Genomic DNA, 25,325 nt, shown 5'->3' with positions numbered 1-25,325 from the left:
CGGTCCGGACGGATCAGCGGCGGCGTACGGCCACGAAGCGGACCGGCGTGCCGGGAACCGCCTGGGCGGCGGCGGGGAGGTCGGCCGTGCGGACCACGGCGATCACCGGATAGCCCCCGGTGGTCGGATGGTCGGCCAGGAACACCACCGGTCTGCCGTCGGGCGGGACCTGCACGGCGCCCAGCACCATGCCCTCGCTGGGCAGTTCGCCCGGCCGGGCCCGCTCCAGGGCGGGTCCCTCCGTGCGCAGCCCGATGCGGTTGCTCGCCGAGGACACCCTGAAGGCGCTGGAGACGAAGGCACGGACGGCCTGCGGCGTGAACCAGCCGTCGCGCGGGCCGAGCGTCACCCGCAGCACCAGCTCGGCCGGGGGCGCCGGCTGCGGGACGACGTCCACGCGCGCGTGCACGCCCCCCGGCCGGCCGAGGGGCAGCACCGTCCCGTCCGCGAGCGGGGGCGGTCCCAGCCCCGACAGCAGGTCCGTCGACCGGCTGCCCAGCACCGGCTCGACCGCGATGCCCCCGGCGAACCCGACGTACGCGCGCACGCCCGACTCCGCGGGCCCGACGTCCAGCAGCGCCCCCGCGGGCACCCGCACCGGCGCACCCCAGGCCATGGGCCGCCCGTCCACCGTGACCCGGCAGGGCGCGCCCGCGACCGCCACGGTGACGGTGGAACGGGGGCGAACGGCACAACCGTTGAGGGTCGTCTCCAGCACGGCCGCCCCCGGTGGATTGCCGACGAGCCGGTTGACCAGGTCCGCGGCGGGCCCGTCCAGTGCCCCGGAGCGGGGAACGCCGAGGTGGGCATGGCCGGGGCGACCCGCGTCCTGCACGGTCGTGAGGGCCCCGGCCCGGACGACTGCGAGCGCTCGGTCCGTCATGACCCCGCCTCCGGGACGAACCGCACGCGCGTGCCCGGCGACAGCAGCGCGGCCGGTACGCGTGCGTGGTCCCACAGGACGATGTCCGTCGTGCCGATCAGCTGCCAGCCGCCCGGGGACGAGCGCGGGTACACGCCCGTGTAGGGGCCCGCCAGCGCCACCGAGCCCGCCGGTACGGCCGTGCGTGGGGTGGCCCGGCGGGGGACGTCGTAACGCGGCGGCAGCCCGGTGAGGTAGCCGAAGCCGGGTGCGAAGCCGCAGAAGGCGACCCGGAACTCCGTCTCCGCGTGGATGCGGGCGACCTCGCTCTGCGGAACGCGCCAGTGCGCGGCGACGTCGGCCAGGTCCGGGCCGTCGTAGCGCACCGGGATCTCCACGACCGCACCCGCGCGTGGTGGAGCGGACGGCAGCTCGGCGGTGGTCAGTTCGGCGGCCAGCCGGGCGGGGGCGTCGAGGCCGTCGAGGAGGACCGTGCGGGCCGCGGGCACGATCTCGCGGGCCGAGAGGGATCCCTCCGCGCGGCGCCGCAGCAGCTCCGCGTGCAGGGCCTGGGCCTCGTCGTCGGAGGAGACCTCGACGAGCAGGGCGTCCTCGCCGACGGGCAGCACGTTCATGCGAAGGCCTCCACCCGGACCCCCGAGGCCTCCAGCCGCTCGCGCACCCGGCGGGCCAGCTCGACCGCGCCCGGGGTGTCGCCGTGCAGGCACAGCGAACGGGCGAGTACCTCGATGCGCGTCCCCGAGCGGGAGACGACCTCGCCGGAACGGGCCAGGGTGAGGGAGCGTTCCACGACGGCGTCGGGGTCGGTCACCACGGCGCCCTCCAGGGTGCGCGGCACCAGGGTGCCCGCGTCGGTGTAGGCCCGGTCCGCGAACGCCTCGGTGACGACCGGCAGTCCGGCCTTCCCGGCAAGCGTCAGCAGGCGCGAGCCGGGCAGTCCGAGGACGGGCAGTGCGGCATCCGCGAGGAGTACGCCGTCGACGACCGCGGCGGCCTGCTCCTCGTCGTGCACCACCCGGTTGTAGAGCGCGCCGTGCGGTTTGACGTAGGCCACGCGGGCGCCGGCCGCACGCGCGAAGACCTCCAAAGCGCCGATCTGGTAGGCGACTTCGGCCGCCAGCTCGGCGGGCGGCACGTCCATCGCGCGCCGCCCGAACCCGGCCAGGTCCCGATAGGACACCTGGGCGCCGATCCGGACCCCGCGCTCGGCCGCCAGCTCGCACACCCGGCGCATCGTGACCGCGTCCCCGGCGTGGAAGCCGCACGCCACGTTGGCGCTGGTGACGACGGACAGCAGCCGTTCGTCGTCGGTGAGCCGCCAGCGGCCGAAGCCCTCGCCGAGGTCGGCGTTCAGGTCGATCGAGGTCATGTGCCGTGTCTCCTGTCAGGCCACGCGGTACTGCTCGTCGCGGGCGTCGGTGAGGAACATCTGCCCCGGGGCGTGCGTGAGGGCGAACGGCGGACGCGAGGCCATCACGGCCGCCTGCGGGGTCACTCCACAGGCCCAGAAGACCGGGATGTCGTCCGGCTCGGCGTCCACCGGGTCCCCGAAGTCGGGGCGGGCGAGGTCGGCGATGCCGAGCCCGGAGGGATGGCCGCAGTGCACGGGGCTGCCGTGCACCGCAGGCATGAGGCTGCTCTCCCGGATCGCCGCCGCCAGCTGCCGGGGCGGCACCGGCCGCATGGACACCACCAGCGGCCCGTGCAGCCGCCCCGCCGGGCGGCACTGCCGGCTCGTCACGTACATGGGGACGTTGCGGCCCTGCTCGACGTGGCGGATCGGCACGCCGGCCTCTCCCAGCGCCCACTCGAAGGTGAAGCTGCACCCGATGAGGAACGACACCAGGTCATCCCGCCAGTACGGGCGCGCGTCCGTCGGTTCGTCCACCAGTTCACCGTCCCGCCAGACCCGGTACCGCGGCAGGTCGGTGCGCAGGTCCGCGCCGTCGGCCAGCACGGTCGTCCAGGAGCCGGCGTCCGTGACGTCGAGGACCGGGCAGGGCTTGGGGTTGCGCTGGCAGAACAGCAGCATGTCGTAGGCCCAGTCGGCGGGAACCGAGATCAGGTTGACCTGGGTGTGGCCCGCCGCGACCCCCGCCGTGGGGCCCGTGAGGCCCTCCCGGAAGCGGGCCCGGGCCGTTGCGGGGCTCCACGCGCGCGCGTGCTCGTCCACGAGGAGCAGGGGGCGGTCCTCGGTGCTGGTGCGGTTCACGCGAGCTCCTTCCCACGCGTCTCGGGCAGCCCGAGCAGCGCCAGCGCCGCGATGCCGTAGCCGATCGCGCCGAAGACCAGTGCGCCGCCGACGCCCCAGCTGTCGGCCAGGAACCCGACCGTGGTCGGGAACACGGCACCCACCGCGCGGCCGGTGTTGTAGGTGAAGCCCTGCCCCGTCCCGCGCACCGCCGTCGGGTACAGCTCGCTCAGGTAGGAGCCGAAGCCGCTGAAGATCGCCGACATGCAGAACCCGAGCGGGAAACCGAGCACCAGGAGCAGGGTGTTGGCGCCGCTCGGGATGTTCGCGTACGCCAGGATGCACAGCGCCGACAGCAGGGCGAAGAGCCAGATGTTGCGCCGCCGGCCCAGCTTGTCGGTGAGGTAGCCGCCGGTCAGATAGCCGATGAAGGCGCCCGAGATGAGGAACGTCAGATAGCCGCCGGTGCCGACGACCGACAGGTCGCGCTCGGACTTCAGATACGTCGGCACCCAGGTGGCCAGCGTGTAGTAGCCGCCCTGGACCCCGGTCGAGAGCAGAACCGCGAAGAGGGTGATCCGCAGCAGGCCGGGCTTGAAGATCGCTGTGAAGGAGCCCTTCTCCGCGCTCTGTTCACGCGCCGCGGCGGCCTCGGGGGCGTCGTGCACGCTGCGCCGCAGCCAGATGACGAGCAGTGCGGGCAGCGCGCCGGTCCAGAACATGATGCGCCAGGCCAGGTCGTCGCCGGCCACCGAGAAGACCAGGGTGTAGACGATCACGGCGAGGCCCCAGCCCACGGCCCAGGAGCTCTGGATCGCGCCGAGCGTGCGCCCCCGGTGCTTGGCGCTCGCGTACTCGGCGACCAGGATCGCGCCGACGGCCCACTCGCCGCCGAATCCCAGGCCCTGGAGCGCGCGGAAGACCAGCAGTGTCTCGTAGTTGGGCGCGAAACCGCAGGCGACGGTGAACACCGCGTACGTGATCACCGTGAGCATCAGCGCCTTCACCCGGCCGACGCGGTCCGCGAGCACGCCCGCGAGGGCGCCGCCGACCGCGGAGACCACCAGGGTGACCGTGGTGAAGAGACCGGTCTGGCCGCTGTTCAGGCCGAAGTAGGCGGACAGCGCGACCATGCTGAGCGGCAGCGTGAAGTAGTCGTACGAGTCCAGCGCATAGCCGCCGAAGGCACCGGTGAACGCGCGGCGGCCACGCGGGCCCAGGGCGCGCAGCCAGCCGAACGCCCCGTCGTCCGAGGTGCGTTCGGTGGTCGCGGGGCGTGTGTCGTCGGTCAGGGCCTGCGGTGGAGGGGTCGTGCTCATGGGCACCTCGCAGAGGGAGGACGGAGGGTGCTTCGGGGTGAGCCGTGCCGTACGGAGGCGGTCGGCGCCGCGATGGAGAAGCGACGCTGTGCGTAGCACCGTAGAGGATTGTTCAACGATCCCTCAATACCCATGTTGGTTCGTTCTTGTGATCTGCGATTGAATTCCGGCATGGCAGAGCAGCTGAAGGACCTCGCCGACGACCGCGCCCTCCTGGGGCGCACCAGCACCGCGGAACGGGTCTCCGACATCCTCAGGAGCCGGATCGCCGAGGGGTACTTCCCGCCCGGCACCCGTCTGTCGGAGGACAGCATCGGCGGCGCGCTCGGCGTCTCCCGCAACACCCTGCGCGAGGCGTTCCGGCTGCTCACGCACGAGCGCCTGCTCGTCCACGAGCTGAACCGGGGGGTCTTCGTCCGGGTCCTGACCGTCGAGGACGTAGAGGACATCTACCGCACCCGGCGGCTCGTCGAGTGCGCCGTCGTCCGTGGCCTCGGCAAGCCGCCGTACGGCCTGGACGGGCTCGCCGGAGCGGTCGCCGAGGGGCGGGCGGCGGCCCGGGAAGGTGACTGGAAGGGGGTGGGTACGGCCAACATCCACTTCCACCGGGAACTGGTGGCCCTCGCCGAGAGTGAGCGCACCGCCGAGCTGATGCGGAGCGTCTTCGCCGAACTGCGGCTGGCCTTCCACGTGGTGGACGAGCCGCAGCGGCTGCATGAGCCCTATATTGCACGAAATGTCGCGATTCTCGAGGCCCTTCAAGGTGGGGACCGCGAGAAGGCCGAGAGTCTGCTCGCGGGATACCTCGACGACTCGCTGGAGCGCGTGGTCGAGGTGTACCGGCGGCGGGTCGGCGAGGACGGCTGAGGACCGCCGCCAGGAGGGCTTACCGCGTCGTTTGGGTGGTTGTCAGACCCAGGACCTAGTCTGTGCACCGTGACTTCGCCTGCAACGACGGACAGCGTTCCGCCCCAGCTCAGCGCGGGGCCGCGCCCCGCCCCGGGGCCGGCCGCCGACGAGGGCCTGGCGCGGCGCCTGCGCGCGCTTGCCTGCACCGCGCCGCTGCACGACCTGGACGCGCGCAAGGCCAACCTGGCCGGCGAGTACTCGGTGTACGGCATGGCGGAGGTCGCCCTGGCCGCCATCGACCTGGTCACCCTGAACATGGACTTCGACACGGGCGCGGACCACGACCAGATCGTCGCCCGCCTCATCCCGCGCATCGCCGCCCAGGCCGCACAGCGCCCCGCCGCCGAGCACGAGCGGGTGGCCCGCTGGGTCCTGGAGAACCTGATCAACGTCGGCAGTGTCGACCGCGGATTCCGCGCCGTGTACGGCACGTTCGGCGCGGACGGCACCTATGTGCGCCGCGACTACGACTTCAAGCTGATCGAGGAGGTCCCCGGCCCCGGCGGCACGGTCTACCTCCGCACGACGGACGAGGCGGTCAACGTCCTCGTCGGCGCCCTCGACACGGACGTCACCAGCGCGCAGATCGCCGCCGAGGTCAAGCTGGAGATCCTGATCAGCCGCGGCCGGCTCGCCGACGCCCAGCTCGCCGCCGAACAGGCCCGCTACCGGACCGTGCAGTACTCCGAGACCCTGCGCCGCGCCCTCGACGCGACCCGGCGCAACGTGCGCGCGGTGGACTGGCTCTCCGCCGTGCCCGACATGATCGCCGAGGCCCTGGAGCACGTCGCCGACCGCTACCGCCACGAGAACGCGATCCTCACCAACATCCGCAAGGCCCGTGACGAGTCCGAGGACCCCGAGCACAAGCGCCGCACCGCCGAGCTCGTCGACATCGTCAAGGACTGCATCCGCCGGCACACACAGCTCCAGTCCCGGCTGCTGGAGGCGGGACCGCTGTTCCGCGCCGAACAGGACCGACAGGCCTTCGCCACACCCCTGACGACGTCGGGCATGGACCTCTACGGGCATCTCGTCTCGCCCGTGCTGCCGCTGCCGCTGGAGCAGGCCGTTCGCGTCACCGATGCCTTCTTCGGCCGCGGCACCGGGCTGCGCACGCCCGTGTCCGTCCGGGTCGGGGACCTGGTCGACATACTGCTGACGCCGCCCGTGGAGCGCGAGCACCTCGGCGCCGAGATGCCCGAGCCCGACCTGATCGCCACGCCGGACGACAGCCGGTTCAGCGAGGAACAGCTGGCGGCGGCGCAGGAGCTGCTCGACCTGCCGGCGGACGCGCCGCGCCGGTTGTCGGGGCTGCTGGCCGAGGCCCGGCGGCAGGACCCCGAGCTGCCCTACCTGGTGGCCCTGCTGGCGGTGCACGCCGCCAGCCCGCCGGTCGGCACGGCCTATCGCCAGGGCGAGCAGAAACTGCTGTTCGCCGTGGACGACGGGACCGAGCTCGACGACCCGGAGTTCGGCGGCGCGGACCTGATCGTCGGCACCGCCCTGCTGGACGCGGCGGGGATGGCGGCGGACCGGACGGAAGCAGCATGAGTCAGTACGAGTGGCACAAGGAGTCCCGACCGTGAGCGAGCAAGTCGAGTGGAGCGAGCCGGACGGACCGGCCCCCGCGGCCGGAGCCGCCGTCACTCCCGCCGACGCCGCCGACGCGGCCCGGCTCGTGTCGTTCGGGCTGCAGCCCAAGCTGCAGCCCGCGCGTGACCAGGAGTACGCGGACCTGCTGCGGCGCTACCGCGAGGACCCGCCCTTCGCGCGGCTCGCGGACGCCGTGGCGACCGGGCTCGGGCTGATCGTGCTGGAGGTCTCCCCGCGCGCGGGCATGGCCGTGACCGCCGCCGAGGACTCGGTGTTCGCCGTTCGCATGGGCGACTACGCGCGTCGTACGTCCGCCGACGGCGGCGACCGGTTCCTGCACGGGCTCGCCCATCTCGCCGTCGCCGCCATGGCGTACCCGCGCCCCGAGGACCTCGACGACGACGGCTACATCGGCCGGATCACGGTCAACGGTGTCGACGCCTTCGTCCGCCAGGCCTGCCGCCGGCTGGAGGAGCGCGCCGAGGAACAGGGCGAGAACACCGACCCGGCGACCGACGCGCCCGGCCTGGAGGCCGCCTGGCGGATCTGGGTGCGGCGCAGTGCGACCGGCGCCACCAAGGACGCCCGCCGCCTGGCCGGTTCGACCACCGGCATCGTCGCCAAGGCCGCCGCGTTCCTCACCGAATCAGGCTTCCTGCAGCGCACCGGCGACGACCACGGCGGCACGTACCGCACGACCGCCCGCTACCAGCTCCAGGTCCGCGACATGGCCGGCAGCGCCGCGATGGCCGAGCTGCTGGACCTGGGCGTCGTCCCGGTCACCGACGGCACGCCGACGCTGCTGCCCGCCGAGGAGAGCGACGACCTGGAGCTGGTCGCCGACGCCGGGCTGCCGTTCCACTCCTCCTGAACTCCCCATCTCACGAAGACTTACGAGAGTCCGCCATGTACGAGCTGTCCCGGGTCCGCCTCTACTCGATCGGGCCCGCCGGTGCGCGCTACGCCGACACCGTGCTTGACCTGCGCGGTGTGGGCGAGATCGTGCCCGACCCCGCGCCCGCCCAGGCGGAGTTCTTCGAGGAGGAGCCGGTCGGCCCGCCGCGCCGGCCCGCACCCGCGGGCGTGCTCTTCCTGGAGAACGGCGGCGGCAAGTCGGTGCTGCTCAAGCTGATCTTCTCCGTGATGCTGCCGGGGCACCGCAACACCCTCGGCGGCGCCAGCTCCGGCGTGCTGCGCAAGTTCCTGCTCGCCGACGACTGCGGGCACGTCGCGCTGGAGTGGCAGCACGTGCTGACCGGCGAGTGCGTCGTCGTCGGCAAGGTCAGCGAGTGGCGCGGGCGGCAGGTCTCCAACGACCCGCGGAAGTTCGCCGAGGCCTGGTACTCCTTCCGGCCCGGCCCCGGACTGAGCCTGGACAACCTCCCCGTGGCCGAGGCCACCGCCGTACGGGCCCCGGCCGAGGGCCAGTCCGGTGCGCGCGGGCGGCGCCGCACCATGAAGGGTTTCCGTGACGCCCTGACGGAGGCGGGCAAGAACTACCCGCACCTGGAGGTGCACTGGGAGGAGATCCACGACCGCTGGATCGAGCACCTCGGCGACCTCGGCCTCGACCCCGAACTCTTCCGCTACCAGCGCGAGATGAACGCCGACGAAGGCGAGGCGGCAGGTCTCTTCGCCGTCAAGAAGGACGCCGACTTCACCGACCTGCTGCTGCGCGCCGTCACCGACACCCGCGACACCGACGGGCTCGCCGATCTGGTCAGCGGCTTCGGCAACAAGCTGGGCCGGCGCGCCGAGCTGATCGCCGAACGCGACTTCACGGCCGGGTCCGTCGACCTCCTGGGACGGATTGTCGAGGCCGCCGAGGCCCGCTCACGCGCCCGGGACATCCACACCGCGGCCGAGCGCCGGACCCGGACCCTGGCCCGCAGGCTGTCCGCGCGCGGTGTGCGGGAGCGGGTCCGGGCCGCCGACCTGGCCCAGCGGGTCACCGCCGCCGCGTACGCCGTCACACACGCCGAGGCGGCCCGCGAGCGCAGCGCGCTGATCTCCGCCGAACTCGCCTACCGGCACGCCTCGCTGGCGTTGGCCGGGGCCGAGAAGTCCGCCGCCGCGCAGAAACGCGAGCTCGCCGACGCCCGCACCCTGTACTCGGCGTGGCAGGCCGCCGAGGCCGTGCTGCGTCACCGCGCCGCCTCCGACCGCGTCACCCGCGTGTCCGCCGCGATCCAGGAGGCCGAGCGGGACGCCGCGCCGGCGCTGGCCGCCCGCTCCAAGGCCGCCGTCGACCTCGTTCGGGCCCTGCACGCCGCCGCGGAGAAGGCGGAGAGCCACGCCAACGAGGAGGAGGAGCGCTCCGCCGCACTCCAAGAGGTCAGCGACGCGGCCTACCGGGACTCCACCGCCGCCGCCACCCAGGCACAGCGCGCCCGCAGCGAGATCGGGCACCTCAAGCAGCGCCTCGCCGAGGTCGAGCAGGAGACCGCCGAGGCGGTACGGGCCGGCTGGCTCGACGACTCCGCGCCCGACGCCGACCCGGCCCGCGCGGCCCTCGCCGCCAGCGACGCCGAGAAGACCGCCGTCGAAGCCTGGGACGCGGCCCGTGAGGCGTCCCGCCGGGCCGCGGAGCAGGCGCGCGAAGCCGCTGCCACCGAAAGCCGCGCGGAACTCACCGCCGCCCGTGCGGCCGACGCGGCCACGGCGGCGGAGCGGTCGTACGAGGCCGAGCGCCGCACCGCCGAGGCACTGGCGGGGGAGGAGCGGCTGGCGGAACTGCTCAGCCTCACCCCGCAGACCCGCCCGGGCATCCCGCAGCCCCGGCACGGCACGGACGGCGAGTCGGCGGCGCAGCCTGCCGCCGGCGAGCAGGGACTCACTCCCGAGGAACTCGACCGTTTCGCCGACGACCTGCGCGACCTGCTCGACAACGCCGTCTCCTCCGCCGAGCGGCAGCTGTTCGAACTGCGTACGGCCGCCGCCGACGACTCCCGGATCCTCGGCGCGCTCGGGGACGGCGGGCTGCTGCCGCCAGGCCCTGACGTGCTGGCCACGGTCGAGTTCCTCGGCGAGCACGGCATCCCCGCGCTGCCCGGCTGGCGCTATCTCGCCCAGGCCGTCGACCCGGCCGACCACGCGCGCGTGCTGGCCGCCCGGCCCGAACTCGTCGACGGCGTGATCATCACCGACCCGGATTCCCACGCCCGCGCCCGGGAAGCGCTGGGCGACGCGGCACTGCTGCCCCGCTCCGCCGTGGCGGTCGGCACCGCCGCCGCCCTGCTCGCCCCGACCCCGGCCCCGGACACCGACAGCGGCGACGTGTTCCTCGTGCCGCCGAACCCGGCCATGCACGACGAGCACGCCGCCGACGAGGAGCGGCAGGCGCTGCGCGCCCGGGCCACCGAGCGGGACGAGGAGATCCGCACGCTCGCCGCCCGGCTCGGCAAGGACCGCGAACTGGCCGCCCGGCTCGCCTCCTGGCGCACCGGCTGCCCCGCCGGCCGGCTGACCGAACTGGCCCGGGCCGCCCACGACACCCACGAGTTCGCCGAGGAGTCGGAGGCCGAACTGGCCGAGGCCCGGACCCTGCGGGCCGAGGCCGACGAGGTCGCCACCGAGGCCGCCCGCGTCCGGGACGAGCGGCAGGAGGCCGCGCAGAAGGCCCGCCGCTCCGCCGACGCCCTCGCCGGGCTGGCCTTCCGGCTGCGCGAGCGGGCCGGCTGGCAGGTCAAGCTGCGCGAGCTGGCCGACGAGGCGGCCGAGTCCGAGGCGAGCGCCCAGGCCTGCCTGGAGCGGGCCCGGGCCGCCGACGAGGACCGGCGTGCCGCCCAGCGCGCGGCCGACGACACCCGCCGCACCGCCCGCGCGCTGCGTGCCGAGCGGTCCGAGATCGCCGGCGCCCCCGACGACGTACCCGAGGACGAGGACCAGACCCCCAAGGCCTCCCTGCCGGCCCTGCGCGAGGCCTACCGGGCCGCGTCCCAGCTGTACGAGAAGGTCGGCGTCGGCGCTGACCTGCGCGCCGAGCAGGCTCGTGCCGAGAGCGACGAGAGCGCGGCCCGCGCGGAGCTGGACCGGCTGAGCAACAAGGTCCGGACGCGCGCTGAGCAGCTCCTCGAGTCACCCGACGGCTCCGACGGCCCCAGCCGCCAGGCCGCCGCCGCTCGCGCCGAGGAGCTGGTGCAGCTCCTGGAGACCCGGATGTCGACCGCGAGCGAGCAGCTCGGGCGGCTGCGCGGCGAGGCCGAACGGCTCGCCCCCGCCGACGACGGCGAGGCCCACACGGACCTTCCCGAGGACATCCGGCCGCGCGACGCCGAACACGCGCAGACCCTGCTGCGCACCGCCACGGCGGAACTCGCCTCCCACACCGAGGCGCTGAACCAGGCCCGCGAGGCGCACGCCGAACTCCTCGACGCCCACCGGGCCGCCGAGGACGCGGCGAGCGGCTTCGACGAGATCGCCGCCATGCTCCGCGACCTGCTGCGTGAACACGCCACCGAGGAGGAGCAGGAAGAGACGGAGCCGTACCCCGGCAGCCCGGAGGAGGCCCGGCAGACCGCCGCCGAGGCCCGGCGCTCGCTGCGCGGCTGCGCCGCCGACCTGTCCGCGGCCGAGGCCGCCGTCCGCGAGGCGAGCGACATCCTCGTCCGGCACGCCAACTCCACGCGCTACGAGCAGGTCCGTACCCCGGCCCGCCAGCAGATCCGCGAACTGCCCGCCTCCGCGCTGCCCGAGCACGCCCAGAAGTGGGCGGACGCCTTCGCGCCCCGCCTGCGCGTCCTGACCGACGAACTGGAGCAGCTGGAGCGCAACCGTGACTCGATCGTGGACCGCCTGCGCGGCCTGGTCGAGTCGGCCCTGGCCACCCTGCGCTCCGCCCAGCGGCTCTCCCGGCTGCCCGAGGGCCTCGGCGAATGGTCCGGGCAGGAGTTCCTCCGCATCCGCTTCGAGGAACCCGACCAGGCCACCCTCACCGAGCGGCTCGGCGAGGTCATCGACGAGGCGACCCGCGCCGCCGTCAAGAAGAACTCCGACCTGCGCCGCGACGGCATGTCCCTGCTGCTGCGGGGCGTCGCCGCCGCTCTTCAGCCCAAGGGCGTCGCCGTCGAGATCCTCAAGCCGGACGCCGTGCTGCGCGCCGAGCGCGTCCCCGTCGGGCAGATGGGCGACGTCTTCTCCGGCGGCCAGCTCCTCACCGCCGCCATCGCCCTCTACTGCACGATGGCCGCGCTGCGCTCCAACGACCGGGGCCGCGACAAGCACCGGCACGCCGGCACGCTCTTCCTGGACAACCCCATCGGCCGCGCCAACGCCACGTACCTGCTGGAACTCCAGCGGGCGGTGTCGGACGCCCTGGGCGTGCAGCTCCTGTACACCACGGGCCTGTTCGACACCACCGCGCTGGCCGAGTTCCCCCTCGTCATCCGCATGCGCAACGACGCCGACCTGAGGGCCGGCCTCAAGTACATCAGCGTCGAGGAACACCTCCGCCCGGGCCTGCCCCAACAGCCCCAGGCGGGGGAGGCGGTCCACAGCGAGATCACGGCGACCAGGATGTACAAACGCCCGGCGTCCGCAACGCCCTTGGGACGCGGGGAACCGCGCGACCAACCACAACGCTCGTAGCCGGACGTCAGCAGTCCCCTACAGCGTTCCAGCCGCAGGACGCCGTCATGCGGACTCGTTGGTACTCCTTCAGCCTTCAGCCTTCGCCTTCAGTCGGCCTTCGGGGCGGCGGCCGGAGCGGTCGCCGAAGCCTCGGAACGGTGCTCGGCGAGAACCCCGGTCCGGTGCCGCTGGACGAACCAGTAGTAGGCGAAACCGCCGCCCGCGATGACGGCGACGAACAGCACCGCACCCCAGCGCAGGTACCAGTGGTAGGGAGCCGAGGCGTTGTAGACCGCGGCCCGCGGCCAGATCAGGTTGAGCGTCATGGCCGCGCCCCACAGGACCGCGAGGATGTTGACCGGAAGGCCCCAGCGGCCCAGGGAGAACCGGCCCTGGCCCGCGGGCTGCCACTTCCCGCGCAGCCGCGCGACCAGCAGCGGCACCGTGACCCCCAGGTAGGCGAGGTAGATCATGATGATGCCGATGCTGGTGACGACGGTGAAGATCTGCGGCTGGCGGATGTTGACCACCAGGATCGCCAGCGCCAGGATCCCGATGATCACGGTCGGCAGCACCGGCGTCTGGAACCGCGGGTGGCACCTGGCCAGCTTCGAGGACGCCGGCAGGTTGTTGTCGCGGGCCATCGCGAACGCCAGCCGGACCGCCGCCGTGTGGACCGCCAGGGCGCACACGGTCACCGCGATGAGCACGCACCACAGCATCGCCTTGCCGGCCGTCGGGCCGAGCACGTCCAGCACGATGTACTGCAGGCCGTCCGTGGACAGCTTGTCACCCTTCAGGCTGGACACGCTCATCAGCGCGAGCAGCAGGATCAGGCCGCCGAGCACGAAGGACGCGACGATCGCCCGGATGATCGCGCGAGGTGCGTTGCGGGTCGGGTCCAGGGACTCCTCACCGAGCGAGGCGGCCGTGTCGAAGCCGTACATGACGTACGCCGAGGCCAGAGAGGCCACCAGGAAGGCGCCCAGGTAGCCGTTTCCGTAGCCCGCACCGGTGCCGTGCGTCTCCATGACGACCTGCGGACCGCGCGTGATGTGGACCGCGAACAGCACGATCAGTACGACGGTGGCGATCAACTCGATGAACACGCCCGCCGTGTTGATCCGTGCCATCAACTTGACGCCGAAGGCGTTCACGAGGGTCGTGAACAGGATCAACACCGCGGCCAGGATGACCGCGTTGGTCGCCACGTCATACGTACCGGTGCCGTCGCCCACGAACTGGAAGAACGACGAGATCTGCGGCAGCGTCAACTGGTAGGCCAGGGCGACGGCCGATATGGACACGATCGAGGCGATCAGCATCATCCAGCCGGCGAGCCAGCCCAGATGCGGATTTCCTATCTTCTTGGACCAGTTGTAGACAGAGCCCGCCACGGGATAGCGGGCGGCGAGCTCCGCGAAGCACAGGGCCACCATGAACTGGCCGACGAAGACCATCGGCCACGACCACCAGTAGGCGGGCCCGCCGCTGCCGTAGCCGAAGTAGAACAGCTGGAAGGTGCCGGTCAGGATCGAGATGTAGCTGATCCCCGCGGCGAAGGTGTGGAAGTTGCCGAGGGTGCGCTTGAGCTCGGGTCTGTAGCCGAACTCGGTGAGTTCGGCGTCGTCCCGGCCGTGTGGGTCGGTCGACTCTGCGGTTGCTCTCATGGGCGGTTCCTCATGGGTGTCTCAGGGTCGGTTCGATCAGTCGAACCAACCCTGGGGGGTGGGGAGGGTGTTGCGCCAGAGGTTTCGTCTCGCGTTCCTCGGCGAGCACCGCGGGCCCGAGTTCGCGTCCAAAGCCGGACTGCTTGAAACCGCCCCATTCCGCCACCGCGGCGAGCGCTGGACGTCCGCGACCCAGCAGCCGAGAGTCGCCGTGACCGACCTGCTCGCCGGACGTACCGTCAAGACCGCCGTCGCGGTGCCCTGCTTCTGGTCCGACCGGATGCGGGCGCAGTCGGTCCTACGGTGAGAAGGCGCGGGCTCGGATCCGGGCCCGGTGGCCCGTCTCGGCCGCGGTCGCCCCGCCCCGGCACCTGCCGCCCTGACTCACGAGTGGGACAACTGCCCGGCTCCACTCCGCCGGCGTATCCGCTCCTGCGCCCGCTCGGCGGCACGCTCCTGCCGCCGGGTCCGCCGCCGCTCGCGCCGCAGGGCCCGCGCCGTGCTGCTCGGCACGGACACCACGCCGTTGCGCTGGTTCCAGACCTGGCGGGTCACCCACACGTCGAGCGCTCCCCAGGTGGCCGCGATCGTGCTGACCACACTGCTGATCACCATGGGGAAGGCCAGCCAGGACCCGGCCATCGTGCACAGGAAGGCGACCATGGCCTGGATCAGGGTCACGGCTATGAGGAGGACCGCTCGCACGGCCGCCGTCCGGACCGGATCCGGCAACCGGCGCCGCCGCGCGGGCTCCTCGACCCACAGGGGCCGGTAGTACTGCCGCTCCCGAGCGCCGCGACCCGCCTCGCGAGTCAGAACCCCCGTCTCCTGCCCGGAGGGCTCCGCCACGCCCTCGGAGAGGTCGCGATCGGTTGCATCGACATTCTGATGCCCCGTCACCTGCGCCCCACCAGCCCTGGACGCATCGCGCCGTTCCGCCGTGCCCGTCACCGTGTCACTCCCCACCGCCAGCAGACCGCTCGCTCGCATCCGAAGACCCGTGCTCCCCAGCGGTTGCCCGGCTTGCGCTGTTTTACGCCGCCCAGGTGCGGGACGCGGCTCCTGTGGCCGATTCCGCCCCCGTTTCCCGTAGAGAAGGACGAACGGCCGCTCACGAAGATTCCCGGAAATCGAAAAATTTCAGCCAACCGCCCACGGTGCGTTCGGGGGTTGACCCGCGCTGCCACCACCGATTTCGGGGAGACAACTCCCGCAATGCCCGGACAACTCGCCACGCCTCGTGGCTGGCGCGGAAGTTCAGGTTCCGGACCGGCCTTCGAGTTCCCTGTGGGTCGGTAGTAGGCTCGCGCCGTTTGTTGACGCACATGTGTACCCCCGGTAGCCGGGGGCCCGAGCTGGGGGAGGCCATGCGCTTTCGCGGGAAGTCCATCCGCCGGAAGATCGTGGCGCTGCTTCTCGTGCCGCTGGTGTCCCTGACCGCGATCTGGGCCTTCGCCACGGTGCTCACGGGACGTGAGGCGGGCGACCTGTTCAACGTGTCGTCCGTGGTGGAGAAGATCGGCTACCCCATCGAGGACACCGTTCGCGTCCTCCAGGAGGAGCGCCGCCAGACCCTCGTCCACCTCGCCGACCCTCGCGCCTCCGACGGGCTCGCCGCGCTCCGGCGCAGCCGGACCGCCACCGACAAGGCCGTCAGCAGCATCCGCGAGAACGCCCGCAACCCTGACGTGCGTGACGCCATGGGCGCGGACACCGACGAGCGGCTGACCGCCGTCCTGGACGCCTTCGACGGCATCGAGTCGCTGCGCCGCAGCGTCGAGGACGGCACCGTCAACCGCACGCAGGCCCTCGACCTCTACAACCGGCTCGTCGACCCCTGCTACGTCCTCCTCGCCAACCTGCACGTGGTCGACAACGTCGAACTGGACAAGCAGTACCGCGCGCTGGTCAATCTCGCCCGCGCCCGCGAACTGCTCTCCCGCGAGGACGCCCTCCTCGGCTCAGCCCTGATCGTCGGCAGGATCTCCCACTCCGAAGAGCGGGACATCTCCGACCTCGTGGCCCAGCGCACCCTGATGTACGACGTCAACCTGCCGCTTCTGCCCGTGTCGGAGCGCGACCGCTACCAGAGCTTCTGGAAGAACGCCTCCTCCGCCCCCCTGCGCGTGGCCGAGGAAGCCGCCGTCTCCTCCGGGGCCGGAACCCCCCGCGGCGTCTCCGCGAAGAGCTGGGACAGCGCCGCCGGCAACGTGCTCGACGAGCTCGGCACCCTCAACGACCAGGCCAACGACCGCTATCAGGACCGCGTCCACCCCGTGGCCGTCGGCGTCATCGCCAAGGCGGTCATCGCCGGTGCCCTCGGCTTGATCGCGCTCCTGCTCTCCCTCTTCCTGTCCGTACGCGTCGGCCGCACCCTCATCCGCGATCTGCGGCAGCTGCGCCTGGAGGCCCACGAGGCGTCCGGGGTGCGCCTGCCCAGCGTCATGCGCCGCCTCTCCGCGGGCGAGCAGGTCGACGTCGAGACCGAGGTCCCGCGCCTCGAGTACGACAAGAACGAGATGGGCGAGGTCGGCCAGGCCCTCAACAGCCTGCAGCGCGCGGCCGTCGAAGCCGCCGTCAAGCAGGCCGAGTTGCGCGCCGGCGTCTCCGAGGTGTTCGTCAACCTCGCGCGCCGCAGCCAGGTCCTCCTCCACAAGCAGCTCACCCTCCTCGACGCCATGGAGCGCCGGACCGAGGACACCGAGGAACTCGCCGACCTGTTCCGCCTCGACCACCTCACCACCCGCATGCGCCGGCACGCCGAGGGCCTCGTGATCCTCTCCGGCGCCGCGCCCTCCCGTCAGTGGCGCAAGCCCGTACAGCTCATGGACGTCGTACGCGCCGCCGTCGCCGAGGTCGAGGACTACGAGCGCATCGAGGTCCGCCGCCTTCCCCGGAACGCCATCACCGGCCCGGCCGTCGCCGACCTCACGCATCTCGTGGCCGAACTCCTGGAGAACGCAACGGTCTTCTCGCCGCCGCACACCGCCGTCCAGGTCCTGGGCGAGCGTGTCGCCAACGGCTTCACCCTGGAGATCCACGACCGTGGCCTCGGCATGGCCGCAGAGGCGCTCCTGGACGCCAACCTCCGGCTCGCCGAGACGCCGGAGTTCGAGCTCTCCGACACCGACCGGCTCGGCCTGTTCGTGGTCAGCCGGCTCGCCCAGCGCCAGAACGTCAGGGTCTCGCTGCAGCCCTCCCCGTACGGCGGCACGACCGCTGTGGTCTTCATCCCCGACACGCTGCTCACCGACGACGTCCCGGACACCAACGGAATCGGGTTCCGTCTCGACCGCCCCCAGCTGGCCCCCGAGAACGAGCCGCAGGACAGTCGCCGCGCCGCGCTGTCCCACGCGCCCGCGCAGCGCCCCGGCCTGCCCGCCGCCCTGCTGGACGGCCCGGTCGAGCTGGAGGCCCCCGTCGACCTGGACGCCATCGGAGACTTCCCGGGCGCCATCGAGGACGAGGACAGCGAACACGGTGGTCTGTTCCGCCCCCGCCACTCCCTCACCCGCGACCCGGACGAGAGCACCGGCCGCCGCTCAGAGCCGCGCCGGCAGCCCGCCGACGCCCGCAGCACGGGGGATCGGACCGTCAGTGACGACGAGCTGAGCGCCCCGGCCGCGCTGCCCCGTCGCCACACCCCGAAGCTGGTCAGCTCGCACGGGCGCCCGGTGACCGAGCAGCGCCCCCGGCGGGGCAGAACGGACGAGGAGACGCCCCCGGCCACCGGCCGAACGGACGCGAGCACCACGTCGGTGCTCCCGTCACGCGACCGGGGCGAGGAGTCCGCGCCCGGCCGGGACACCGGCCGGCCGGGACCCGAACCCGCGCTCCCGCTTCCGGCCCGGCGCCGCACCGAGAGCCCCTCGGCCGGCAACCGTCGGGGCGACGCCCTGCCGGAGGCACCGCCGCCGTTGCCTGCCCGACGTCGCGGGACGGATCCGGCCCGCCGCATCGGCGCGGTCGGCCACACCGAGGACCACAAGGAGTCCTCGGCCTCGCCCGGCGGCGCCGTCGGCGACCGGTCGGAGCCGTCCGCTCTCCCCAGGCGGACCCGCCGCGCGGAGGTCGCCTCGAGCGGCCCGGAACGATCAGACCAACGCTCCGGCTCCGCGCCGGACGGCACCGGCGGCGCCCCGGGCCACGAGACGGGCTCGGGCGCAGCGTCCCGGGGAGCCGGCTCCGCACCGCAGTCCGGTTCCGGCACCGCCCCGCTGCCCCGGCGCGTCCGGCAGGCCAACCTGGCCCCGCAGCTGAAGCGGAGCTCGGAGCCGCGTAGCGAGGACAGGGCCGAGCCCGTCGAACGCGACGCCGACGAAGTACGCAGCCGCATGGCATCGCTCCAGCGTGGCTGGCAGCGCGGCCGTGAGGAGAACGCCGCGGGCGATGGTGCCCACAGCGGCGCAGCACCACAAGGAACGACAGAGGGGGACGGTCGATGACCGCACCGAAGGCGACCGGCCACACCGCGACCGACAAGGGGGAGCTGAACTGGCTCCTGGATGATCTGGTGGACCGTGTCGCGAGCATCCGCAAGGCCCTCGTGCTCTCCGGCGACGGATTGCCGACGGGCTTGTCCAAGGACCTGACCAGGGAGGACAGCGAACACCTGGCTGCCGTCGCCTCCGGTTTCCACAGCCTTGCCAAGGGCGTGGGCCGCCACTTCGAGGCCGGCAACGTCCGCCAGACCGTCGTCGAGCTCGACGACGCCTTCCTGTTCGTGACGGCCGCCGGCGACGGCAGCTGCCTCGCCGTCCTCTCGGACGCGGACTCGGACGTCGGACAGGTCGCCTACGAGATGACGCTCCTCGTGAAGCGGGTGGGCGTGCATCTGGCGGCCGCACCACGCACCGATCTGCCCGCAGGCGGGTAGTGGGATGGCATGAGCGCTGACGGACAGGGAAGAAGGCACTGGTTCGACGACGAAGCCGGACCGGTCGTCCGCCCGTACGCCATGACCCGCGGCCGCACCAGCAGCCAGGGCCAGCACCGCCTGGACCTGATCGCGGTAGTGGTCGCGGAGCCGCAGGCGGACGATCCGGAAGCCGACCACATGCTCTCCCCGGAGCATGTGGATATCGTCGAACTGTGCCGCGACATCCCACAGTCGGTCGCGGAACTCGCAGCGGAACTCGACCTGCCGATCGGAGTGATACGGGTCCTCGTCGGAGATCTCGTGGACGCGGAATTCGTCCATGTGAACCGGCCCGTGCCCCCTGCCGAGCTGCCGGACGAGAACATCCTGCGCGACGTGATCAACGGCCTCCGGGCGCTGTGAGCAGCGCGGAAGCGGGGTACTGACGTGACTGGCTGGCAGTTCTGGGTGGACCGCGGCGGCACCTTCACCGACGTCGTCGCCCGGCGCCCGGACGGCCGACTGCTCACGCACAAGCTGCTCTCGGACAACCCCGCACGCTACGCCGACGCCGCGGTCGAGTGCGTTCGCACCCTGTTGGCCGGCTCCGGCGGCCCCGTCGACAGCGTGCGCATGGGGACCACGGTCGCCACCAACGCCCTCCTGGAGCGCACGGGCGAGCGCACCCTCCTGCTCATCACCCGCGGCTTCCGCGACGCCCTGCGCATCGCCTACCAGAACCGCCCGAGCATCTTCGCCCGCCGCATCGACCTGCCGGAACTGCTGTACGAGCGGGTCCTGGAGGTCGACGAGCGCATCGCCGCCGACGGCACCGTCCTGCGCGCCCCCGACCTGGAGTCCCTCACCGGGCCCCTCCAGGAGGCATACGACGACGGGATCCGGGCCGTCGCCGTGGTCTGCATGCACAGCCATCTCCACCCGGCCCACGAACGGACCGTCGGGGAGCTGGCCGCCCGCATCGGCTTTCCGCAGATCTCGCTCTCCAGCGAGACGAGCCCCCTGATGAAGCTCGTCCCCCGCGGGGACACCGCCGTCGTCGACGCCTACCTCTCGCCCGTGCTGCGCCGCTACGTCCGGCACGTCGCCGACGAGCTCGAAGGCGTACGGCTGATGTTCATGCAGTCCAACGGCGGCCTCACCGAGGCCGGGCAGTTCCGCGGGAAGGACGCCATCCTGTCCGGGCCGGCCGGCGGCATCGTCGGTATGGCCCGCATGTCCCAGCTGGCCGGCTTCGACCGGGTCATCGGCTTCGACATGGGCGGCACCTCCACCGACGTCTCCCACTTCGCGGGCGCGTACGAGCGGGTGTTCACCAGCCGGATCGCCGGCGTCCGGCTGCGCGCCCCCATGCTCGACATCCACACCGTCGCGGCCGGCGGCGGGTCGGTTCTGCACTTCGACGGCTCCCGCTACCGCGTAGGGCCGGACTCGGCGGGCGCGGAGCCGGGGCCCGCCTGTTACCGCGGTGGCGGGCCGCTCGCCGTCACCGACGCCAACGTCATGCTCGGCCGGATCCAGCCCGCCCACTTCCCGCAGGTGTTCGGTCCGAACGGCGACGAACCGCTCGACGAGGCCGTCGTCCGCGACCGCTTCACCGCCCTCGCCGGAATGATCGGCGAGCGGACCGGCGACGAGCGCACACCGGAACAGGTCGCCGAGGGGTACCTGCAGATCGCCGTGGCCAACATCGCGTCCGCCGTGAAGCGGATCTCCGTCCAGAAGGGCCACGACGTCACCCGCTACGCCCTCACCACGTTCGGCGGGGCCGGAGGCCAGCACGCCTGCATGGTCGCCGACGCCCTCGGGATCCGTACCGTCCTCGTGCCGCCCATGGCCGGAGTCCTGTCCGCACTCGGGATCGGACTCGCCGACACCACCGCCATGCGCGAGCAGTCCGTCGAAGCACCCCTCGAACCCGCCTCCATGCCGGGCGTCCGCAAGACCGCCGAAGGCCTCGAAGCCGCGGCCCGCGCCGAACTCCTGGCCGAGGACGTCCCCGAGGAGCACATCCAGGTCGCCAGCCGCGCGGAACTTCGCTACGACGGCACCGACACCACCCTCACCGTCGAGCTGACCGAGCCCGGCACGATGCGGCACGCCTTCGAAGAACGTCATCGCGCCACGTACTCCTTCACGCTCGACCGCCCCATCGTCGTCGAAGCCCTCTCCGTCGAAGCCACCGGCATCACCGCACCCCCCGATCTGTCCGCTCTCGCTCCCTACGAAGCCGCCTCCGGCACCACCCCCGGCGACAGCCCCGACCACATCCCCACAGCGCCCCGGACCGTCCGTCTCCACACGGGCGGCGCCTGGCGCGACGTGCCCCTCCGTCGACGTGAGGAACTACCCCCCGGCGACACCGTCACAGGCCCGGCGATCATCACCGAAGCCGGTTCCACGACCGTCGTCGACGACGGCTGGCGGGCCGCGGCGACCGTCGAGGGGCATCTGGTCATGGAACGCGCCGCGATTACACAGAGTTCCGATCTCGGTACGGAAGTCGACCCGGTTCTGCTTGAGGTCTTCAACAACCTCTTCATGTCGATCGCCGAGCAGATGGGCGCCCGCCTCGAATCCACCGCCCAGTCGGTCAACATCAAGGAGCGCCTGGACTTCTCCTGCGCCCTTTTCGACCCGGACGGAAACCTGGTGGCCAATGCGCCCCACATCCCCGTCCACCTGGGCTCGATGGGCACCAGCGTCAAGGAGGTCATCCGCAGACGCGGCCCCGGCATGCGCCCGGGCGACACCTACGCGGTCAACGACCCGTACCACGGCGGCACCCACCTGCCGGACGTCACCGTGATCACCCCGGTCTTCGACACGACACCGGCGACCGATACCGAGAGTGACGGAACAGAGGCCGACCCGAAGATCCTCTTCCACGTCGCCTCCCGTGGCCACCATGCCGAGATCGGTGGTATCGCCCCCGGCTCCATGCCCGCCGGCAGCCGCACCATCGAGGAGGAAGGCGTCCTCTTCGACAACTGGCTGCTCGCCGAGAACGGCCGGTTCCGCGAGAAGGAAACCCTTCGTCTCCTGACGGAGGCGCCGTACCCCTCCCGCAACCCCAAGACCAACCTCGCCGACCTGCGCGCCCAGATCGCCGCCAACCAGAAGGGCGTCGACGAGGTCGGCCGCATGATCGAGGACTACGGCCTCGACGTCGTCCAGGCCTACATGGGGCACGTCCAGGACAACGCCGAAGAGGCAGTGCGCCGCGTCATCGACGCCCTCGACGACGGCGAGTACGCCTACGAAACCGACTCGGGAGCCGTCATCCGCGTGGCCGTGCGGGTGGACCGCGAGCACCGGGCCGCGACCATCGACTTCACCGGCACGTCCGCTCAGCTGCCGACCAACTTCAACGCGCCCTTCTCGGTGGTCAACGCGGCCGTCCTGTACGTCTTCCGCACCCTCGTCGCCGACGACATCCCCCTCAACGACGGTTGTCTGCGCCCCTTGAGCATCGTCGTCCCGCCCGGTTCCCTGCTCGCCCCCGAGCCGCCCGCCGCCGTCGTCGCGGGCAACGTGGAGACCTCCCAGGCCGTCACCGGCGCCCTCTACGCGGCGCTCGGCGTCCAGGCCGAGGGGTCCGGGACCATGAACAACGTCACCTTCGGCAACGAACGCCACCAGTACTACGAAACCGTCGCCTCAGGCTCCGGGGCGGGCGACGGCTTCCCGGGCGCGCCAGTCGTCCAGACCCACATGACCAACTCCCGCCTCACCGACCCCGAGGTCCTGGAGTGGCGACTGCCCGTGCGCCTCGAGGAGTTCGCCGTCCGGCGCGGCAGCGGCGGCGCCGGCCGGTGGCACGGCGGGGACGGCGCCGTACGCCGAATCCGCTTCCTCGAACCCATGACCGTCTCCACCCTGTCCCAGCACCGCCGAGTCGCCCCGTACGGCATGGCGGGCGGTGAACCGGGCGCTCTCGGCGCCAACCGGGTGGAGCATGCCGACGGCACGGTGACCGGACTGGGTGGCAGCGACTCGGCGGACCTCGTCAGCGGCGACGTACTCGTCATCGAAACCCCAGGCGGCGGAGGCTACGGCCCGCCGTCGCCCGACCCCCATCAAGCAGGAGAAGAGATCGATGATCTTCGGGCGTTCTGAGCGTGGCAAGCCTCCGGTCGAGCCCGTCACGCTCAAGATCCTCGTGGCCGGCGGTTTCGGCGTGGGCAAGACCACGCTCGTCGGCGCGGTCAGCGAGATCCGGCCGCTGCGCACCGAGGAGCTGCTCACCGAGGCCGGGCGCCCGGTCGACGACACCAGCGGCGTGGAAGGCAAGCACACGACGACCGTGGCCATGGATTTCGGCCGCATCACCCTCCGCGACGACCTCGTGCTGTACCTCTTCGGCACGCCCGGCCAGGAGCGGTTCTGGTTCATGTGGGACGAACTCTCCGAGGGCGCGCTGGGGGCCGTCGTGCTTGCCGACACCCGCCGCCTGGAGGACTGCTTCGCCGCCGTCGACTACTTCGAACGGCGCTCGATCCCCTTCCTCGTCGGTGTCAACTGCTTCGAGGGCGCTCCCCGTTACCCGATCGAGGACGTCCGCCAGGCCCTCGACCTCGACGAGGGCGTGCCGCTCCTGATGTGCGATGCCCGCGACCGCGAGTCGGTCAAGGAGGCACTCATCGGTGTCGTCCAGCACGCCATGGCGTACGCGGCCGACCGCCGCGAGGCCGTCACCGGCTGACGCCGCCTTCACCGCGGACGCGGCCCGCACCCCCGCCGACCGGGGTACGGGCCGCAGCCGTGAGCGACGCTCCACACGCGCGTGGTCAGCTGTCGCTGTCCTCCTCCCAGCCGAAGCTCTTCTCCACGGCCTTGCGCCAGTTGTGGTACTCGCGGTCCCGCACCGACGCCTCCATGTTCGGCGTCCACTCGACGTCCTTCTGCCAGTGCGCCTTGAGTTCGTCCAGGTCGTTCCAGACACCCGTGGCCAGACCGGCCGCGTACGCGGCGCCCAGACACGTCGTCTCGGAGACCTTGGGCCGCACCACCGGCACGTCGAGCACGTCCGCCTGGTGCTGCATCAGCAGGTTGTTCTTCGTCATGCCACCGTCGACCTTCAGGGTGGTGATGTGCACCCCGGAGTCCTGGTACATGGCGTCCACGACTTCGCGCGTCTGCCAGCTCGTCGCCTCCAGCACCGCGCGCGCGAGGTGTGCCTTCGTGACGTACCGGGTGAGGCCCGTGACCACGCCCCGCGCGTCCGAGCGCCAGTACGGAGCGAACAGGCCCGAGAACGCCGGCACGAAGTACGCGCCGCCGTTGTCCTCCACGCTCGCCGCCAGGGGCTCGATCTCGTCGGCCGTCCGGATGATGCCGAGCTGGTCCCGGAACCACTGGACCAGCGCGCCCGTGATGGCGATCGCGCCCTCCAGGCAGTAGACCGGCGCCTCGGTGCCGATCTTGTATCCCATGGTCGTCAACAGACCGCTCTTCGACGCCACCGGACGGCTGCCGGTGTTGAGCAGCAGGAAGCTGCCCGTGCCGTACGTGTTCTTCGCGGTGCCCACGTCGTAGCAGGCCTGGCCGAACACAGCGGCCTGCTGGTCGCCCAGCGCGGAGGCCACGGGGACCCCGGCGAGCTGGCCCACGGCGGTCCCGTACACCTCGGAGGAGGACCGGATCTCGGGCAGCATGGCCTCGGGCACGTTCATCGCCGAGAGGATCGAGGGGTCCCACTGGAGGGTTTCCAGGTTCATCAGCATGGTGCGTCCGGCGTTGGTCACGTCGGTGACGTGCTGCCCGCCGTCCGTGCCGCCCGTGAGGTTCCAGATCAGCCAGGAGTCCATGGTGCCGAAGGCGATCTCGCCGCGTTCGGCACGTGCTCGGAGGTCGGGCACGTTGTCGAGCAGCCAGGCCGCCTTGGGTCCGGAGAAGTAGGTCGCCAGCGGTAGCCCCGTCTGCTCGCGGAAACGGTCCTGCCCGTCCGAGCCGCCCAGCTGGTTGCACAGCGCGGCAGTCCGCGTGTCCTGCCACACGATGGCGTTGTGCACCGGCTTGCCGGTCGTCCGGTCCCACAGGAGGGTCGTCTCGCGCTGGTTGGTGATCCCCATCGCGCTCAGCTGGTCGGCTCTCAGACCGGCCTTGGCGATCGCCCCTGCCACGACCGCCTGCACCTTGGACCAGATCTCGGTGGCGTCGTGCTCCACCCAGCCGGGTTTCGGGAAGATCTGGCGGTGCTCCCGCTGATCCACGGCGACGATCGCGCCGTCCTGGTCGAAGACGATGCAGCGGCTCGACGTGGTGCCCTGGTCGATGGCTGCGACGTACTTCGCGGAGTTGTCCGTCATGG

18 protein-coding genes are annotated in these 25,325 nt (G+C 72.3%); 10 read left to right on the top strand and 8 right to left on the bottom strand.

Annotated elements, in window-relative coordinates; all coding sequences use genetic code 11:
* Positions 1 to 13 precede the first annotated feature (13 nt).
* The 5 genes from ACZ7EG_RS36130 to ACZ7EG_RS36110 are packed head-to-tail and all read right to left on the bottom strand — an operon-like array spanning position 14 to position 4,393.
* On the bottom strand, positions 14 to 883 hold the full coding sequence (locus tag ACZ7EG_RS36130) for a 5-oxoprolinase subunit C family protein (RefSeq protein WP_471088473.1): 870 nt from the start codon (positions 881 to 883) through the stop codon (positions 14 to 16).
* Entirely contained in the window at positions 880 to 1,497 is a 618-nt protein-coding gene (locus tag ACZ7EG_RS36125; RefSeq protein ID WP_471088471.1) for a 5-oxoprolinase subunit B family protein, read from the bottom strand. Before ACZ7EG_RS36125 ends, ACZ7EG_RS36130 begins: the two co-directional genes overlap by 4 nt.
* The gene (locus ACZ7EG_RS36120; RefSeq protein ID WP_471088469.1) at positions 1,494 to 2,252 is read right to left on the bottom strand and encodes a LamB/YcsF family protein; all 759 of its coding nucleotides are present in this window, start codon (positions 2,250 to 2,252) and stop codon (positions 1,494 to 1,496) included. The genes ACZ7EG_RS36125 and ACZ7EG_RS36120 overlap by 4 nt, the downstream gene beginning before the upstream one ends.
* 15 nt (positions 2,253 to 2,267) lie before the next feature.
* Positions 2,268 to 3,095: a putative hydro-lyase gene (locus tag ACZ7EG_RS36115; RefSeq protein ID WP_471088467.1), complete on the bottom strand. Its 828-nt coding sequence runs from the start codon at positions 3,093 to 3,095 to the stop codon at positions 2,268 to 2,270.
* On the bottom strand, positions 3,092 to 4,393 hold the full coding sequence (locus ACZ7EG_RS36110) for an MFS transporter (RefSeq protein ID WP_471088466.1): 1,302 nt from the start codon (positions 4,391 to 4,393) through the stop codon (positions 3,092 to 3,094). Before ACZ7EG_RS36110 ends, ACZ7EG_RS36115 begins: the two co-directional genes overlap by 4 nt.
* A gap of 171 nt (positions 4,394 to 4,564) precedes the next feature.
* On the opposite strand from ACZ7EG_RS36110, the gene ACZ7EG_RS36105 reads away from it, so the two are divergent.
* From ACZ7EG_RS36105 to ACZ7EG_RS36090, 4 genes are all read left to right on the top strand, one after another.
* Positions 4,565 to 5,260, top strand: a complete 696-nt coding sequence (locus ACZ7EG_RS36105; RefSeq protein WP_471088464.1) for a GntR family transcriptional regulator — start codon at positions 4,565 to 4,567, stop codon at positions 5,258 to 5,260.
* Between the two features lie 69 nt (positions 5,261 to 5,329).
* A complete protein-coding gene (locus ACZ7EG_RS36100) occupies positions 5,330 to 6,856 on the top strand; it encodes a hypothetical protein (protein WP_471088462.1) in 1,527 nt (508 codons plus the stop codon).
* Positions 6,857 to 6,887: 31 nt separating this feature from the next.
* Positions 6,888 to 7,769, top strand: coding sequence for a hypothetical protein (locus tag ACZ7EG_RS36095; RefSeq protein ID WP_471088460.1), 882 nt, complete (start codon positions 6,888 to 6,890; stop codon positions 7,767 to 7,769).
* A 35-nt stretch (positions 7,770 to 7,804) separates the two neighbouring features.
* Positions 7,805 to 12,484 (top strand): coiled-coil domain-containing protein, encoded by a 4,680-nt coding sequence (locus ACZ7EG_RS36090; RefSeq protein WP_471088458.1) that lies wholly within the window; start codon positions 7,805 to 7,807, stop codon positions 12,482 to 12,484.
* 89 nt (positions 12,485 to 12,573) lie between these two features.
* Here ACZ7EG_RS36090 and ACZ7EG_RS36085 read toward each other — a convergent pair whose 3' ends face one another.
* Entirely contained in the window at positions 12,574 to 14,136 is a 1,563-nt protein-coding gene (locus ACZ7EG_RS36085) for an APC family permease (protein WP_471088456.1), read from the bottom strand.
* Between the two features lie 67 nt (positions 14,137 to 14,203).
* Between ACZ7EG_RS36085 and ACZ7EG_RS36080 the strand changes: the two genes are divergently transcribed.
* Positions 14,204 to 14,443, top strand: coding sequence for a hypothetical protein (locus ACZ7EG_RS36080; RefSeq protein ID WP_471088454.1), 240 nt, complete (start codon positions 14,204 to 14,206; stop codon positions 14,441 to 14,443).
* Between the two features lie 77 nt (positions 14,444 to 14,520).
* Here ACZ7EG_RS36080 and ACZ7EG_RS36075 read toward each other — a convergent pair whose 3' ends face one another.
* Entirely contained in the window at positions 14,521 to 15,126 is a 606-nt protein-coding gene (locus ACZ7EG_RS36075; RefSeq protein ID WP_471088452.1) for a hypothetical protein, read from the bottom strand.
* A gap of 377 nt (positions 15,127 to 15,503) precedes the next feature.
* On the opposite strand from ACZ7EG_RS36075, the gene ACZ7EG_RS36070 reads away from it, so the two are divergent.
* From ACZ7EG_RS36070 to ACZ7EG_RS36050, 5 genes are read left to right on the top strand one after another with little or no spacing between them, the layout of a single operon-like run.
* Positions 15,504 to 18,581 carry a sensor histidine kinase gene (locus ACZ7EG_RS36070; RefSeq protein ID WP_471088450.1) on the top strand — a complete coding sequence of 1,026 codons (3,078 nt, stop codon included), beginning with the start codon at positions 15,504 to 15,506 and terminating at the stop codon, positions 18,579 to 18,581.
* The gene (locus tag ACZ7EG_RS36065) at positions 18,578 to 19,012 is read left to right on the top strand and encodes a roadblock/LC7 domain-containing protein (protein WP_362240041.1); all 435 of its coding nucleotides are present in this window, start codon (positions 18,578 to 18,580) and stop codon (positions 19,010 to 19,012) included. Before ACZ7EG_RS36070 ends, ACZ7EG_RS36065 begins: the two co-directional genes overlap by 4 nt.
* A 9-nt stretch (positions 19,013 to 19,021) precedes the next feature.
* A complete protein-coding gene (locus ACZ7EG_RS36060) occupies positions 19,022 to 19,417 on the top strand; it encodes a DUF742 domain-containing protein (RefSeq protein WP_471088448.1) in 396 nt (131 codons plus the stop codon).
* Positions 19,418 to 19,441: 24 nt separating this feature from the next.
* A complete protein-coding gene (locus ACZ7EG_RS36055; protein WP_471088446.1) occupies positions 19,442 to 23,131 on the top strand; it encodes a hydantoinase B/oxoprolinase family protein in 3,690 nt (1,229 codons plus the stop codon).
* On the top strand, positions 23,112 to 23,717 hold the full coding sequence (locus tag ACZ7EG_RS36050; protein WP_351639562.1) for a GTP-binding protein: 606 nt from the start codon (positions 23,112 to 23,114) through the stop codon (positions 23,715 to 23,717). The genes ACZ7EG_RS36055 and ACZ7EG_RS36050 overlap by 20 nt, the downstream gene beginning before the upstream one ends.
* Before the next feature lie 85 nt (positions 23,718 to 23,802).
* On the opposite strand, the gene glpK is transcribed toward ACZ7EG_RS36050, so the two are convergent.
* A complete protein-coding gene (gene glpK / locus ACZ7EG_RS36045; protein WP_471088444.1) occupies positions 23,803 to 25,323 on the bottom strand; it encodes a glycerol kinase GlpK in 1,521 nt (506 codons plus the stop codon).
* Positions 25,324 to 25,325: the final 2 nt, after the last annotated feature.

The sequence above is a fragment of the Streptomyces sp. NPDC037100 genome, from assembly GCF_055606225.1.
Note: the sequence above shows the minus strand (reverse complement) of the source record. Positions and strands in the feature narration are given on the sequence as shown.